The sequence below is a fragment of the Flavobacterium sp. HNIBRBA15423 genome, assembly GCF_052655965.1.
Genome location: NZ_CP199751.1, coordinates 651,149 through 666,065 on the forward strand (window position 1 = coordinate 651,149; position 14,917 = coordinate 666,065).

The 14,917-nt window shown below is 27.7% G+C and carries 14 protein-coding genes; 13 read left to right on the forward strand and 1 reads right to left on the reverse strand.

Features of this window, described 5'->3' with window-relative positions; all coding sequences use genetic code 11:
- Nucleotide 1 precedes the first annotated feature (1 nt).
- From ACULEV_RS02890 to ACULEV_RS02940, 11 genes are all read left to right on the forward strand, one after another.
- Entirely contained in the window at nt 2-1,144 is a 1,143-nt protein-coding gene (locus tag ACULEV_RS02890) for a CapA family protein (protein WP_445457173.1), read from the forward strand.
- 2 nt (nt 1,145-1,146) lie between these two features.
- Nucleotides 1,147-2,211 (forward strand): EpsG family protein, encoded by a 1,065-nt coding sequence (locus ACULEV_RS02895; RefSeq protein ID WP_445457174.1) that lies wholly within the window; start codon nt 1,147-1,149, stop codon nt 2,209-2,211.
- Nucleotides 2,211-3,080, forward strand: coding sequence for a glycosyltransferase family 2 protein (locus ACULEV_RS02900; protein WP_445457175.1), 870 nt, complete (start codon nt 2,211-2,213; stop codon nt 3,078-3,080). The genes ACULEV_RS02895 and ACULEV_RS02900 overlap by 1 nt, the downstream gene beginning before the upstream one ends.
- A complete protein-coding gene (locus tag ACULEV_RS02905) occupies nt 3,073-4,212 on the forward strand; it encodes a glycosyltransferase family 4 protein (protein WP_445457176.1) in 1,140 nt (379 codons plus the stop codon). Before ACULEV_RS02900 ends, ACULEV_RS02905 begins: the two co-directional genes overlap by 8 nt.
- Entirely contained in the window at nt 4,213-4,818 is a 606-nt protein-coding gene (locus ACULEV_RS02910; protein WP_445457177.1) for a sugar transferase, read from the forward strand.
- Between the two features lie 3 nt (nt 4,819-4,821).
- Nucleotides 4,822-5,436 carry an acetyltransferase gene (locus ACULEV_RS02915; RefSeq protein ID WP_445457178.1) on the forward strand — a complete coding sequence of 205 codons (615 nt, stop codon included), beginning with the start codon at nt 4,822-4,824 and terminating at the stop codon, nt 5,434-5,436.
- Nucleotides 5,436-5,984: a sugar transferase gene (locus ACULEV_RS02920; RefSeq protein WP_445458513.1), complete on the forward strand. Its 549-nt coding sequence runs from the start codon at nt 5,436-5,438 to the stop codon at nt 5,982-5,984. The genes ACULEV_RS02915 and ACULEV_RS02920 overlap by 1 nt, the downstream gene beginning before the upstream one ends.
- The gene (locus ACULEV_RS02925; RefSeq protein ID WP_445457179.1) at nt 5,981-7,105 is read left to right on the forward strand and encodes a DegT/DnrJ/EryC1/StrS family aminotransferase; all 1,125 of its coding nucleotides are present in this window, start codon (nt 5,981-5,983) and stop codon (nt 7,103-7,105) included. Before ACULEV_RS02920 ends, ACULEV_RS02925 begins: the two co-directional genes overlap by 4 nt.
- 30 nt (nt 7,106-7,135) lie before the next feature.
- On the forward strand, nt 7,136-9,040 hold the full coding sequence (locus ACULEV_RS02930) for a polysaccharide biosynthesis protein (RefSeq protein ID WP_445457180.1): 1,905 nt from the start codon (nt 7,136-7,138) through the stop codon (nt 9,038-9,040).
- Between the two features lie 123 nt (nt 9,041-9,163).
- Nucleotides 9,164-9,844, forward strand: a complete 681-nt coding sequence (locus tag ACULEV_RS02935) for a polysaccharide biosynthesis/export family protein (RefSeq protein ID WP_445457181.1) — start codon at nt 9,164-9,166, stop codon at nt 9,842-9,844.
- A gap of 1 nt (nt 9,845) precedes the next feature.
- Nucleotides 9,846-12,209: a GumC family protein gene (locus tag ACULEV_RS02940; protein WP_445457182.1), complete on the forward strand. Its 2,364-nt coding sequence runs from the start codon at nt 9,846-9,848 to the stop codon at nt 12,207-12,209.
- 15 nt (nt 12,210-12,224) lie between these two features.
- On the opposite strand, the gene ACULEV_RS02945 is transcribed toward ACULEV_RS02940, so the two are convergent.
- Nucleotides 12,225-12,959: a tyrosine-protein phosphatase gene (locus ACULEV_RS02945; protein WP_445457183.1), complete on the reverse strand. Its 735-nt coding sequence runs from the start codon at nt 12,957-12,959 to the stop codon at nt 12,225-12,227.
- A gap of 192 nt (nt 12,960-13,151) precedes the next feature.
- Between ACULEV_RS02945 and ACULEV_RS02950 the strand changes: the two genes are divergently transcribed.
- Together ACULEV_RS02950 and ACULEV_RS02955 are read left to right on the forward strand one after the other, a co-directional pair.
- Nucleotides 13,152-13,904 carry a hypothetical protein gene (locus tag ACULEV_RS02950; RefSeq protein WP_445457184.1) on the forward strand — a complete coding sequence of 251 codons (753 nt, stop codon included), beginning with the start codon at nt 13,152-13,154 and terminating at the stop codon, nt 13,902-13,904.
- Between the two features lie 85 nt (nt 13,905-13,989).
- Complete coding sequence (locus tag ACULEV_RS02955) at nt 13,990-14,862, forward strand: ABC transporter permease (RefSeq protein ID WP_445457185.1); 873 nt, start codon at nt 13,990-13,992, stop codon at nt 14,860-14,862.
- Nucleotides 14,863-14,917 lie beyond the last annotated feature (55 nt).

Below are 14,917 nucleotides of genomic sequence, written 5' to 3' on the forward strand. Positions count from 1 at the left end.
AATGAAAACTGATACAAAAATTATAATTTGCGGTGATTTATGTCCAACTAAGGATACAAAAACAATTTTTGATAAACAAGATCCTAATTTATTATTTAATGATGTTATACAAGAGTTTAAGAAAGCAGACTTACTCTTAGGGAATTTAGAATTTGTTTTAACGGATAATCCTAAACCTATAAAGAAAGCAGGGCCTATTTTACATGGTAAAACAGATTATATATCTATTTTTAAAAAAGCAGGCTTTAATTTAATGAGTTTAGCAAACAACCACATAAAAGATTGTGGTGAGGAAGGTGTTAAATCTTCCATGGAATCTTGTATTAAAAATGGAATTGATGTTTTAGGGGTTGGAAAGAATATAACTGAAGCAAAAAAACCTTTTGTTAAAGAAATAAATGGTTTTAAAATAGGAATAGTTGCATTTGCGGAACAGGAATTTAATACTGCAACAGAAAATGAATATGGTTCTAATTATTTAGATCCTTTTGAAGATTTAGAAGCAATTGAAAAATTAAATGTTGAGGTAGATTTTTTATTAGTAATTTACCATGGAGGAATTGAGTATTATGAATACCCAAGTCCTTTACTTCAAAAAAAATGTCAAAAATTTATAGATAAAGGTGCCGATTTGGTGACCTGTCAACACAGTCATTGTATTGGAACTATTGAAAAATATAAAAATAAAAAGATTATTTACGGACAAGGAAATACCGTGTTTGGATATAAACAAAATAATCCTTCTTGGAATCAAGGCCTTTTATTAGAGGTCGATTTGTTATCAAACAATACATTCGAAGTTAGCTATAAAGGAATAACAGCTTCAGAAAGAGGAATACAATTACTAAATCATAGTGAAAATCAATTTTTGATAAATCAATTTGAAGAAAGGTCACAAAAAGTTTATGATAAAGATTTTATTTTAACTTCTTGGCAAAAGTTTTGTGAGAATAAAAAGGCAATTTACTTCCCTCAATTTTTAGGTTTAAATAGGTATTTTATCCATTTAAATAGAATATTTAAAAATTATGTGGTTTCTTTGTTTTATGGAGATAAATATCTTCGCTCTAGTCACAATATTATTAGATGTGAATCTCATAATGAAGTGATAAAAACAATTTTAAGTCAACATTTGAAAAAATAGAAATGATTATTTATTTTATAATATTATTTTTAGTTCTGTTTATTTTTAGTTTTCTTAATAAGAATAACAATAATAGTAATTTATCTATTTTTTTATCAGCTTCAGTTTTGATACTGTTCCCAACTATCCGTTCATCAAACGTTGGTACAGATACTAATAACTATGTTGGAAATTTCGAGAATTTGAAATATATGGAAGCGTCTATTACTGAAGTTAAATCTTCCTTGGAAATTGGTTATATCGCTCTTGAAAGAATGGCTTATTACATTTCACAAGAATATTGGGTTCTCCTTTTTTTTATAGCATTAGTTGCTGTTGGATTTTCACTATTCGCTATAAAAAAAATGTCGTCAGATTTAAGAATTTCTGTTTTTATATATGTTTCATTAGGTTTTTATTTGTTTTTATTTAATGGAGCTCGACAAAGCATAGCCGCTTCAATTTTTGGCATTTCCTATTATTATTTAATTAAAAGAAATTTAAAATACTATTTATTATGGATAGGTATTGCATCCTTATTTCATAAAACAGTTTTAATAATGATTCCTTTTTATTTTATATTAAATAATGAATTTTCAATTAAAAAACTATTTTACTACTCGATATTATCTTTCATTGCTTTGACGTTTTTAAGTAGGCTTTTATTAATATTTGATGATTCTACCATTGATAGATACTCGGTTTATGAAGAAAGAAATGCTCAAGGAGGATTGTTATTAACGTTGTTTTTTGTGCTACTCACATTTGTATTACTCAGTGTTAGGAAAAGTATAAAGAAAGAAAATAGTAAGTATTTTAATATCTATTTAAATACTTGTGTTTTTAGTTCTATAATTTATCTAGTAGTTAGTCTTACAGGTTCTGATGTTAACTTTTTAAGAATGTCATTGTATTTTTCTTTAGGCTATATTTTGATATGGCCATTAGTAATTAGTGATGTAAAGTTTTTTAATAATGTAACAACTAAATTTATATTTATTTCTATTCATTTAGTTTTTTTTGGAGTTTATTTGTCTAAGATGTCAAATTTGATACCGTTTGAATTTAATCCTAATCTATTTCCATAATGAAAGTTACTATAGCAATTCCATTTTATAATGCTGAAGAATATTTGCCAGATGCAATAAGATCTGTTTTTGCACAAACATTTCAAGATTGGGAACTTCTATTAATAGATGATGGCTCAACAGATAATTCTTTGTCAATTGCTAAATCGATCAAAGATGATAGAGTTAGAGTATTCTCTGATGGTAAAAACAAAAAGCTTGCTAGACGTTTAAATGAAGTTACTTTACTTGCAAAATATGATTACATTCTTAGAATGGATGCGGATGATTTAATGTTACCAAATAGAATCGAAAAACAATTAGAAATTATAATTAATGATAATGTAGATATTGTTACTTCTGGAGTTTATTCTGTCTTGAATAATTTGGAAATCGTTGGAATAAGAGGAATGAATTATAATTCTGTAAAATTTCAAGATATTTTATCTAGAAAAGTAGGCATTACTCATGCAGCCTTACTTGCAAAAAAATCTTGGTATGAACGAAACAAATATGATGAAACCTTGAGCATTGCCCAAGATTTAGATTTATGGTTGCGAACTTCAAAAAAGGATGATTTAAAGATTATTTCAATTGCTGAACCTTTATATATTTATAGAGAAGAGAATAACGTAACTAAAAAAAAGTTATTAAGAGCCTATAATAATGAAAGGAATATGATAAGAAAATATGGAGAGACTTCATTTAATGAGTTAATTTTTAAATCGTATTTGAAGTCTTTGGCTGTTGTTGTATTAGGATTGATTGGAAAGATAGATATTCTCCAAAAAAATAGAGGTAAAAAAGTTATTTCAACTAAACAGATTGATACTTATCATGATGCTATTTTAAAAATAAAAAGCACTAAAGTAGGAGGAATGGATGAATAAAAAAAAAATATTTATTATTACCACTATACCATTATCTTTTATTTTTTTTAAAGGACAACTTTCTTTATTAAAGGAAGAATTTGAGGTTACTCTAATTTCTTCTCCAGAAGAAAGTCTTTTTGAAACCGCAGAGCAATATAAAGTAAACAGACATGGAATTTTAATGAAAAGAGAAATTGCATTGTTTAATGATTTTGTTAGCCTTATAAAACTAATCTCCTATTTTTTTAAAAACAGACCAGATATTGTTCATGGCAATACCCCTAAGGGGAGTTTTTTGTCTATGATTGCTTCCTGGTTTTGTAAAGTTCCTACAAGAATTTACTATGTGCATGGATTGCGTTATCAAGGCGCTAATGGTTTTAAGAAAAAGTTGTTAATTTATATGGAAAGAATTTCATGTAAATTAGCTACTGATATTTTTGCAGTTAGTAATGGCGTTAAGGAAGTTATGTATGAAGACGGAGTTACTACTAAAAAAATAAATGTAATATGGAATGGAAGTATTAATGGAATAGATTCTGATTTTTTTAATCTGGAAATTGTAAATTGTATTAATTTACAAAAGCAATATCAAATTAAAGAAAATGATTTTGTTTTTGGATTTATTGGTAGAATTGTTGCTGATAAAGGAATTAATGAATTGGTTTTAGCTTTTAAAAAAGTAAACCAATTGTATCCTAATACTAAATTAGTATTAGTAGGAAATTATGAAGATGAACTAGATCCTTTGTTGCCCAAGGTTAAAAAAGAAATTGATAAAAATAAAAGTATTATAATTGCGGGTTTTCAAAAAGATATAAGACCATTTTATAAATTAATGAATTTGTTTGTTTTCCCTTCTTATAGAGAAGGTTTTGGAATTTCATTAATGGAAGCAGCAGCAATGAGTGTTCCTGCGATATCGTCTAATATTATAGGATGTAAGGAAATTATTGACAATGAAGTAAATGGTTATTTAATTCCTTCAAAGGATGAAAAAGCTCTTTTTGAAAAAATGAAATTTTGTATAGAAAATCAAAATAAAATTAAACAAATGGCAAGTGTGACTAGAGATATAATTCTGTCAAAATTTGAACAAAAACAACTATGGAATAAAACAATTCATTTTTATAAAGATATTAGTAAATAGATGTATAAATCCTTCTTTAAGAGAATATTAGATTTTTTTACTTCCTTAATCGGATTTATCCTTTTAAGTCCAGTTTTTATTTTAGTAACAGTTGGTCTATTTTTTGCCAATCAAGGAAAACCATTTTTTTTTCAAATGCGCCCTGGGAAAAATGAAAAACTTTTTAAAATCATTAAGTTTAAAACAATGAATGATAAAAAAGATAACAGCGGACAATTATTGCCAGATAGTGAACGTTTAACTAAAATAGGAGCTTTAGTCAGAAAAACATCACTAGATGAAATTCCTCAATTACTAAACGTAATTATAGGAGATATGAGTTTAATTGGTCCAAGACCGTTGTTAACACAATATTTGCCTTTATATAACGATTTTCAAAAGCAAAGACATCATATAAGACCAGGAATAACTGGTTGGGCACAAATAAATGGTAGAAACGCAATAAGCTGGAGTCAAAAGTTTGAGTATGATGTTTGGTACGTTACCAATTGTAGTTTTATTTTAGATGTAAAAATACTATTTTTAACAATAAAGAAAGTTTTTGTAAGAGAAGGAATTTCTCAAGAAGGAGAAGTAACTATGAAAGTTTTTAAAGGTAATTTTTAGAATATGGGAATAGAATATTATGTTTTTGGTGCTAGTGGTCATGCTAAAGTAGTTTTAGATATATTGTTTTCTAATGCTATTGCTGTTAAAGCAATTATTGATGACAATCCGAAAGCTAATCATTTATCTAATATTCCGGTTGTTAATACAGTTAATTTTCAAAATTCTGATGATTTCCAATTTATAATAGCTATTGGTGATAATTTAACCAGAAAGAAAATAGTTGATAAAAATAAGTTTCACTATTTTAAAGCCATTCATTCAGGTGCTTCAGTTTCAAATTTTTCTTCAATAGATGAAGGAACAGTAATAATGCCTAAAGCAGTTGTGAATGCTGATGCTATAATTGGAAAACATTGTATTATAAATTCAGGAAGTGTCGTAGAGCATGATTGTTGCTTAGCAGATTATGTACATGTTTCTCCAAATGCTTCTCTAGCTGGAAATGTTACTCTAGAAGAGGGTGTTCATATAGGAATAGGAGCTGCGGTAATTCAAGGTGTTACAATTGGAAAATGGGCGACTATTGGTGCTGGTGCTGTCATAATAAGTGATGTGCCTGATTATGCAGTAGTTGTGGGAAATCCAGGAAAAATAATAAAAGACAAAGGTAAATGATGGTAAAAAGAATTTTTGATTTTTTTTTCGCTTTTTTAGGTTTGATCTTGATGTCTTGGATTCTTTTGATTTGTATAATAATAGCTTCAATAGATACAAAATCTTTTGGTTTGTTTGTTCAAGAACGAATAGGTCAGTATGGAAAACCTTTTAAAATTTTCAAAATAAAATCTATGAATGATACTTCTAAAAAAATTTCTTCATTAGGACGTTTTTTAAGAAAATCTAAGTTAGACGAACTACCTCAATTGCTTAATATTTTATTAGGACAAATGAGTTTTGTGGGACCACGACCAGATATTTCAGGATATTATGACTTATTAGAAGGTGAAAATAGAAAGATTTTAGAATTAAAACCAGGTTTAACTTCAGAGGCTTCTATAAAATATGCTAATGAAGAAGAATTACTAAATCAATATGAAAATTCTTTAGAGTATAATGATACAGTAATTTTTCCAGATAAGGTAAAAATGAATTTAGAATACTATTACAAGCAAAGTATTTTAGTAGATTTGCAAACAATTGTTAAAACAATTTTTAGAACATGAACCAAGAGAAAATTTGGTTGTCTTCTCCTCATATGGGAGGCAATGAGCAAAAATATATTGAACAAGCTTTCAAAGAGAATTGGATTGCTCCGTTGGGACCAAATGTTATTGGTTTTGAACAAGATTTGCAAAATTATTTAAAAGAAGATACTTATGTTTCTGCATTAAGTTCTGGTACAGCGGCTTTACATTTAGGACTTATTCAATTAGGTGTTGAAGCAGGTGATGAGGTTATATGTCAAACGTTTACCTTTTCAGCTTCTGCAAACCCTATTGTTTATCAAGGTGCTGTTCCTGTTTTTGTAGATAGCGAAGAAGAAACTTGGAATATATGTCCACTAGCCTTGGAAGAAGCAATTATAGATAGAATTCAAAAAGGAAAAAAACCTAAAGCTATTATAGCGGTACATTTATATGGTATGCCTTTTAAAGTTGATGCAGTTTTGGCAGTTGCACATAAATATGAAATTCCTGTTTTAGAAGATAGTGCAGAAGCATTAGGAAGTATATATAAAGGGCAAAAATGTGGTACTTTTGGAACTATTTCAGTATTGTCTTTTAATGGAAATAAAATAATTACAACTTCTGGTGGTGGAGCTTTAGTTACAAAATCTAAAAAGATAAAAGAAAACACTGTATTTTTGGCTACACAAGCGAGAGATAATGCTCCTCATTATCAACATTCTCATATTGGCTACAATTATAGAATGAGTAATATTTGTGCTGGAATAGGAAGAGGACAAATGGAAATTCTTGATAATCATGTAGGAAAAAGAAGAGAAATGAATCAATTTTATCAGTCTATCTTTTCATCTATCGATTCTGTTTCTGTTTTTAATGAACCTAATAGCGATTATTATTCAAATCATTGGCTAAGTGCTATTTTATTGCCTAATTATGAAACTAGAGAAGCATTAAGATTAGCCTTTGAAAAGGAAAATATTGAAACAAGACCTTTGTGGAAACCTATGCATTTGCAACCTGTTTTTAAAGACTGTTTATATTATGGGAATGATAAAGCAGAATTGCTCTTTGAAAAAGGACTCTGTTTGCCTTCTGGATCAAATTTATCAATGAGTGATAAAGAAAGAATAGCTACTGTTATTAGGGATTTTTTTTAGTATTTTTACAATAAATGTCAATATCAATAAATGATAAAGTTAAATGAAAAGTTGTTTTCCATTGGCTATTTGCCACGTTGGATTATTTTTTGCATAGATATAATTATTATAACTTTTGCTAATTTATTGACTCATATTATCTTAGTTAATTTAACATTAGGTTTTTATAAAACTATTTCATTACCTAATCAATATTTGTTAATACTTCTTGTTAATATAATTTTCTTTAGAGTTTTTAAAACCTTTTCAGGAATTATAAGGCATTCCACTTTTATAGATGCTGTAAACATTTTTTTTGCAAATTTTTGCTCGTTTTTAGTATTGAGTATTATAAACTATGGCTGTTTTTTTATTCTCCAAAAAAAGATTTTTCTTTTTCCAGGTTTAATCATAAGTTTTGTTTTATCCTTTACTTTTCTGTTCTTTTTTAGAATTATTGTAAAATTTGCTTTTGAAATAAATGCAACTGATTCTAAAAATTTAATTAGAACTGTAGTCTATGGTTCAGATGCAAATGCTATAGCTGTAGCAAATGCTGTTAAATCTGAAATTCCATCAAGATTTAAGATTGTTGCATTTTTAGATAAATCGAGATATAATAAATCTAAAAGTATTTTAGGATTGCCTATTTTATATAAAAATAAAAAAGCATCTGTTTTACTACGTTCGTTAAATGCTAAAACATTAATACTAGCTGAAAAATCTCTTACTAAAGAAGAAAAAATACAAATAGTAGATGACTGTTTAGAAAATAATATTAAAGTATATGTAGTACCAATTATTACAGATTGGGAAAATGAAAAAGAAATATCTAAAAAAATTAAAAATTTTGAGATTCAAGATTTATTAGAAAGACAACCTATAATATTAAATAACAAGATAATCTCTAAACAGATTTCAAATAAAAATGTTTTAATTACAGGTGCTGCTGGTTCGATAGGTAGTGAAATAGTTTGGCAAGTTTTAGAATTTAAACCTAAGAGAATAATTATTTTTGATCAGGCAGAATCTCCTTTGCATAAACTGTCTATAGATATTTTGAAGTTTGAAAAAAATATTGAGATTATTTCACTAATAGGAGATATTAGAAATAAAGCTACTTTAAATAAAATATTTAAAAAATATGAGCCTAGTATGGTTTATCATGCTGCAGCATATAAACACGTACCTTTAATGGAAGAAAATCCTTGCGAGGCTATTTTTACTAATGTATTAGGGACAAAGAATTTAGCAGATTTATCTTTAGAAAACAATGTCAAAAAATTTGTAATGGTTTCTACAGACAAAGCAGTTAATCCTAGCAATGTTATGGGAGCAAGTAAACGAATTGCTGAAAAATATGTTCAATCTCTTTATTTTAAATATAAAAATGACGAAAATAAAATAACTAAATTTATTACTACTCGTTTTGGAAATGTGTTAGGATCAAATGGTTCTGTCGTGCCACTTTTTTCTGAACAAATTCAAAAAGGAGGACCAGTTACAATAACTCATCCGAAAATTATTCGTTACTTTATGACTATTCCTGAGGCTTGCCAACTAGTATTAGAGGCTGGTTCAATGGGTAAAGGAGGAGAAATTTTTATTTTTGATATGGGTAAACCAGTAAAAATAATAGATTTGGCTAAAAAGATGATTAAATTAGCAGGATATGAACCTTATAAAGACATTGATATAGAAGTAGTAGGTTTACGTCCAGGAGAAAAATTATATGAAGAGCTGTTAAATGATGCTTCAAAAACATTACCCACTCATCATGAAAAAATTATGATTTCACAGGAATTAGATGAAAATTATGAAGATAATCTTTTGAGAATTTCAAGATTAATAGAAATTTCAAAGTATTCAAGTGATTTGGAAATTGTAACTGAAATGAAGAGAATAATTCCTGAATTTAAAAGTATGAACTCTATTTATGAACGTTTAGATAATTAATTTAAAATTATCTGATTTATATTTGTAAAAACAAACAAACTAATGAAAGAATTTAAAAGACTTTTCTTTTTAATAACTATATTTTGCTTTTTTTCCTGTGCGTCTAAAAAGAATATTGTTTATATGCAAAATTCACAAAATGAAGAAGCAACAAATTCCTATGAACCTTATTTGCAAGCAGATGATGTCCTTTTACTAATTATTTCTTCAGAAAATCCTGAAATAGCAGCTCCTTATAATTTAAAATCAATTTCATTAGATGATAATTTTGATGAGTCTAAAGGAAATGACAAGATACAAACCTATATTATAGATACTAATGGAAATATTGAAATTCCAATTTTAGGCTCAATTCATTTAGCTGGTTTAACTAAAACAGAGGCAGTTTTAAAAATCAAAGAAGAACTAAAAGAACACGTAAAAGATGCAGTTGTTAATTTAAGAATTTTAAATTTCAAAATCTCGGTACTTGGTGAAGTCTCAAAGCCAGGTAGCTATGCTGTTAAAAGTGAGAGAATAACAATACTTGAAGCATTGAGTTTAGCAGGAGATTTAACTATTTATGGCAAAAGGAACAATATTTTATTGATTAGAGAACAAAATGGAAATAAGATAATGGAGCGAATAGATATCACAAAGTCGGATTTTATAAATTCACCTTATTACTATTTATCTCAAAATGATGTTGTTTATGTGGAGCCAAATAAGACTAAAGTAAATGCTTCTTTAATAGGTCCTAATTTGACTGTTGGTCTTTCTGCTATATCTTTAATAATAACTATTATCGCTTTAACAACTAGATAAAATGCAAAACTTACATACAACGGAAAATCATAATCAAGCTAATTTTAATTTTAAAGAAGAAATTGAAAAATATGTAAAGCATTGGAAATGGTTTTTACTAGGTTTGTTTTTAGCTCTTCTAAGTGCTTTTCTTTATCTAAGATATACAATTGCTAGTTATAAAGCAGTTTGTACAATACTGGTTAAAGATGATAGAAAAGGAAACATGGCTTCTGAACTTTCTGCTTTTTCTGACTTAGGTTTAATGTCTAATATAAAAAATAATGTAGATAATGAAATTGAAGTTGTGAAATCTAGAACTTTAGTTGAGACTACTGTAAGAGAATTAGAATTGAATATTTCTTATCTTACTCAAGGAAGAGTAAAATGGGAAGAACTATATAAAAAATCACCAGTTAAAATGATACTATCTGAAAGTTCTGATAGTTACGTTTCTCAAAACCATTTTTACCGAGTTGAAAAAGCTACCAATACTACTTTTACTATTTATGATAAATCAAATGCAAAATTAGGAACTTTTAAATATGGTGAATCTTTTAAAATAGGTAAAGAAAAGTTTATGATTTTGGTTAGTAAACCAGAATATACAAGAATAGATTATAATATTGGTATTCAGGTTAACCCAATCAGCCAAGTTACTGAAAGTTTTAAAAGTAGATTACATGTTGGTGCGCTAAGTAAAAACACGAGTGTTATAGAATTAAGTATTATAGATCCAGTTAAGGAAAAAGCAGAAGATTTTTTAAATGCATTAGTTGATAATTATAATAAAGATGCCATTGAGGATAAAAAATATATTTCTGAAAACACTTCAAAATTTATAGAGCAACGATTAAGTATTATTTCTGAAGAGCTTCAAGATGTAGAGAAGGATAAAGAAATTTTCAAAAAAAGTAATAGAATTACCGATGTGGTATCTGAAGCTAGTCTCTATTTAGAAAATGCGAGTGATTTTAACAGAATGCAAGTGGAAAATGCTACACAACTTCGAGTTGTTGAAACAATGATTAATTATGTTAATTCTTCCGATACTGAAGAATTAATTCCAGTTAATATTATTACACAAGATCAAGGAGCGGCAGATTTAATTGCAGAATATAACCAATTAGTTTTACAGAAAAATAAGCTTTTAAAAACTGCAGGATCTAAAAACACTTTGGTACAAAATTTAGACAATAAAATAAATACATTAAAGAGTAGTGTGAGCTCTAGCTTAAATCAAGTAAAGTCATCATTGCAGATTAAGAAGAATGATTTGGCTAGGCAAAATGCTATTTTAAGTGGAAAAATTTCTCAAATTCCATCACAAGAGAGAAGTTCAAGAGATATTGATAGGAAACAAAATATTAAAGAATCTTTATATTTATATCTTTTGCAAAAAAGAGAAGAAATGGCTATTTCTTTAGCGGTTACTGCTCCAAATGCTAAAGTAATAGATGCTGCAAAAGCTTCTAAAAATCCTGTTTCTCCTAATCGGAAAATGATTTATTTAGGCGCTTTATTGTTAGGAATTTTAATTCCATTTGGGATTCTATATCTAATTGATTTGTTAGATACTAAGATAAAATCGAGAACAGACTTAGAGAGAAATACAACTATCCCTTTTTTAGGAGAGATTCCAAGATTAGAAGATGGTCAATTAATAATAGATAGTACTAGTCGTACTAGTACAGCTGAAGCAATTCGAATAGTAAGAACAAATCTAGAATTTTTATTAACAAATGTTCCAGAGGATGAGGCCAAAATTGTTTTTTTAACGTCAACCTATCCTAAAGAAGGAAAAACGTTTATTTCGGTTAATTTGGCTTCCACTATTGCCTTGTCAGAAAAGAAAGTTCTACTAGTTGGTTTAGATATACGTAATCCAAAGTTAGATGAATATTTAAAATTAGAATCTAGAGGAGTTACAAATTATTTATCTTCAAAAGAGTCTAATGATTTACAGAAGTATATAACCAAGATTGATGGGTTTACTAATTTAAATGTACTTCCAGCAGGAATTATTCCACCAAATCCAGCAGAATTATTGATGAATAAAAAAGTGGGGAGTATGTTTGCTGAATTAAAAAAAGAGTATGACTATATTATTGTTGATACAGCTCCAGTAAGTTTAGTAACAGATACGTTGTTAGTTGCTAAATATGCAGATGCTTTTATTTATGTTACCAGAGCTAATTTCCTAGATAAAAGAATGCTGGAATTACCAGAACGTTTATACAATGAAAATAAGTTGCCTAATATGTCTATACTTATTAATGATACAGAAATAAAAGCAAGTTATGGCTATGGATACGGATATGGTTATGGACAGACCGTTGAAAAAAAGCCATGGTATTCTTTTTTTAATATTTTTAAAAAAGAATAGCGACAGAGAATAAGTTTACATGAAGAAGCTATTGTTTTGAATTGCTGTTTCAAATTTATCCAATGACTTAATAATTATTTTATCTTTAAATGATAAAATATGGTTTTTATGATGAATATCTGAACCTACAAAATCTATCTTATCTTTAGATAAAAGTTTTTCAGCTACATCACTAACTCCCTTTCCATAATAACCTACGCTAGACAATAAATTCATTTGAAAAAGACAACCTACTTTCTTTAATTTGTCATATTCTTTAAAATTATTATGAAAAAAAGTATATCGTTCTGGATGTGCTAGAACAGGTTGATAGCCTTTTAATTGTAATTCAAAAAGAATGTCATAAAGTTGAATTGGAGCATTTAGATATGACATTTCAACTAGTACATGATTTCCTTTTAGGGTTAATAAATCTTCATTTTGAAAACGTTTTTGGAAATGATCATCCATAAAATATTCAGAAGCACAATTTAATTTTAGTCTATTGCTTTCAGTGGGTAATTCTTTTTCCACTTTTGCTTTTGTTGCTTGAATACTGTTTTTGGAATTATCCCAAACGTTATTCATAGTATGCGGAGTAGCAATTGCTTTTTTAAATCCAAAATCTATCATCTGATTCATTAAATATTCTGAATCATCTATAGTTTTAGCTCCATCATCGATTCCTGGTAAAATATGCGAATGAATGTCTACATAATTATCAGGTATTATTTCGTATAATTTGGGTTTGGATTTAAATAGGGAGAACATAATTGTAATTTTCTCTGCAAATATAGGAATAGTTTGTTAAGTGTATTCTTTGAATGGACAATTAAGTATATAATTTGTTGCCATTTGTTAGATACGCTTTATATTCTTTATAAATACGTTATAAACACGCTATATATACGCTATAAATTTATTTTTATTATATTTGAACAGCTAATTTATATAGTAGTTATTATGGCAAAGCAAAAAGGAGTTATAAATCTTGTAGGTACTATAGGTGGGATTAATTTTTATGTGAGAAAGGGTGTTGCCGTTGCTCGCAAAGCTGGTGGAGGATTTACTGCTAAGTCTATTAAAAATTCTCCAAAAATGGTTAGGGTAAGAGAGAATAGTAGTGAATTTGGAAGATGTTCTCAATTGAAACGTGTTATAAAAGAATCTTTATATGTTTTGTTGAAAGATTATAAAGACGCTAGTTTGCATGCCAGAATGATGCGTTTAATGCAAGAAATAAAAGTATTAGATTCTATTTCAGAAAGAGGACAACGTAAGGTAGAACAAGGTTTAACAACTTCATTAGGAAAGCAATTGTTTTTAAACTTTCTTTTTACTGAAAATTATCGTCTTAGTAATTTACTGAATGTTAGTATTACAGTAAATCCTATAAATTTTTCTTGTATAATAACTGGATTTGATTTGAAAAGTGTAGTATTTCCTAAAGGAGCAACCCATTTAAAGTTGTCTTATTTAGTTTGTACCTATGATTTTGATGTATTTAGTTTTAAAAATTATGAAACTAGTTTGTTTTTTGAAACTCAATCTGTGTCTAGTTCTTCTTTGATTTTTTCTCCTGATTTGCCCTTAGCAAACTTAGCGAATGTGATGTGTTTTTGTGGTATTAGTTTTTATCAGCAAGTGGGAAACGAAAAGTATGTTTTAAAAAATACTAACGCAGTAGGTGTGCAATGTGTACATATTAGTTTGTAAAATTGTTACTGCTTTTAAGTAATTTTTTGTTAGTAGTTTGAAATAGTTTATTTTTGAATCGATTCTAATGAATGTACTTTAAAATATGAATACATCAGCACCTATTGATGAAGAATGGTTATTTGAAATAAGACCTAAAAATAAATTTTTCTCTTTGAACTTAAAAGAAGTTTGGAGGTATAGAGATTTGTTACTTCTTTTTGTTAAAAGAGACATTGTAACTGTGTACAAACAAACTATATTAGGGCCGCTTTGGTATTTGATACAACCTCTACTTACTGCAATCACTTTTACTATTATTTTTAATAATGTAGCTGGAATAAAAACAGGTGAGATGCCTTCTTTTTTATTCAACCTTGCAGGAATAATAATTTGGAATTACTTTACTTCGTGTTTGAATGAAACTTCAGATACTTTCAAGAAGAACGCCTCTATTTTTGGGAAAGTTTATTTTCCAAGGATTATTATGCCTATGTCTATTGTGATTACAAATTTGGTAAAATTAGGCATACAGTTAGTAATTTTTTTTGGTTTTTATACTTATTATTTAGTAATCGGTAGAATAGATAATACTTTAGGTTTTACTCTTTTATTATTCCCTTTTTTGGTTTTATTAATGGGGATTTTAGGTTTAGGATTAGGAATGATTATATCGTCAATGGTAACAAAATATAGAGATCTTACTTTTCTAGTTAGTTTTGGTGTGCAATTATTAATGTATGTTTCTGCGGTAATGTACCCTATGGATTTGATTAAAGAAAAGTTGCCTAAGTTTGGCTGGTTGATTAATTATAATCCTTTAGCTTATATTGTAGAAACGTCACGCTATATTTTATTAAATGAAGGGCAATTATTTATTAATGGTTTAATTTATACCCTAGTATTTACTGTTGTTGTTTTTCTTTTTGGATTGGTTATTTTTAATCACACGGAGAAAAAATTTATTGATACGGTTTAAAGGAGAGAGAAAAGAATAAGAGGGAAGAGGGAAGAAGAAAGATTGCATTTTATAT

What these genes read in the sequence shown, in the direction of transcription:
- ACULEV_RS02890 (WP_445457173.1), top strand. Translation starts at nt 2, where the DNA reads ATGAAAACTGATACAAAAATTATAATTTGCGGTGATTTATGTCCAACT.
- ACULEV_RS02895 (WP_445457174.1), top strand. Translation starts at nt 1,147, where the DNA reads ATGATTATTTATTTTATAATATTATTTTTAGTTCTGTTTATTTTTAGT.
- ACULEV_RS02900 (WP_445457175.1), top strand. Translation starts at nt 2,211, where the DNA reads ATGAAAGTTACTATAGCAATTCCATTTTATAATGCTGAAGAATATTTG.
- ACULEV_RS02905 (WP_445457176.1), top strand. Translation starts at nt 3,073, where the DNA reads ATGAATAAAAAAAAAATATTTATTATTACCACTATACCATTATCTTTT.
- ACULEV_RS02910 (WP_445457177.1), top strand. Translation starts at nt 4,213, where the DNA reads ATGTATAAATCCTTCTTTAAGAGAATATTAGATTTTTTTACTTCCTTA.
- ACULEV_RS02915 (WP_445457178.1), top strand. Translation starts at nt 4,822, where the DNA reads ATGGGAATAGAATATTATGTTTTTGGTGCTAGTGGTCATGCTAAAGTA.
- ACULEV_RS02920 (WP_445458513.1), top strand. Translation starts at nt 5,436, where the DNA reads ATGGTAAAAAGAATTTTTGATTTTTTTTTCGCTTTTTTAGGTTTGATC.
- ACULEV_RS02925 (WP_445457179.1), top strand. Translation starts at nt 5,981, where the DNA reads ATGAACCAAGAGAAAATTTGGTTGTCTTCTCCTCATATGGGAGGCAAT.
- ACULEV_RS02930 (WP_445457180.1), top strand. Translation starts at nt 7,136, where the DNA reads ATGATAAAGTTAAATGAAAAGTTGTTTTCCATTGGCTATTTGCCACGT.
- ACULEV_RS02935 (WP_445457181.1), top strand. Translation starts at nt 9,164, where the DNA reads ATGCAAAATTCACAAAATGAAGAAGCAACAAATTCCTATGAACCTTAT.
- ACULEV_RS02940 (WP_445457182.1), top strand. Translation starts at nt 9,846, where the DNA reads ATGCAAAACTTACATACAACGGAAAATCATAATCAAGCTAATTTTAAT.
- ACULEV_RS02945 (WP_445457183.1), bottom strand. Translation starts at nt 12,959, where the DNA reads ATGTTCTCCCTATTTAAATCCAAACCCAAATTATACGAAATAATACCT.
- ACULEV_RS02950 (WP_445457184.1), top strand. Translation starts at nt 13,152, where the DNA reads ATGGCAAAGCAAAAAGGAGTTATAAATCTTGTAGGTACTATAGGTGGG.
- ACULEV_RS02955 (WP_445457185.1), top strand. Translation starts at nt 13,990, where the DNA reads ATGAATACATCAGCACCTATTGATGAAGAATGGTTATTTGAAATAAGA.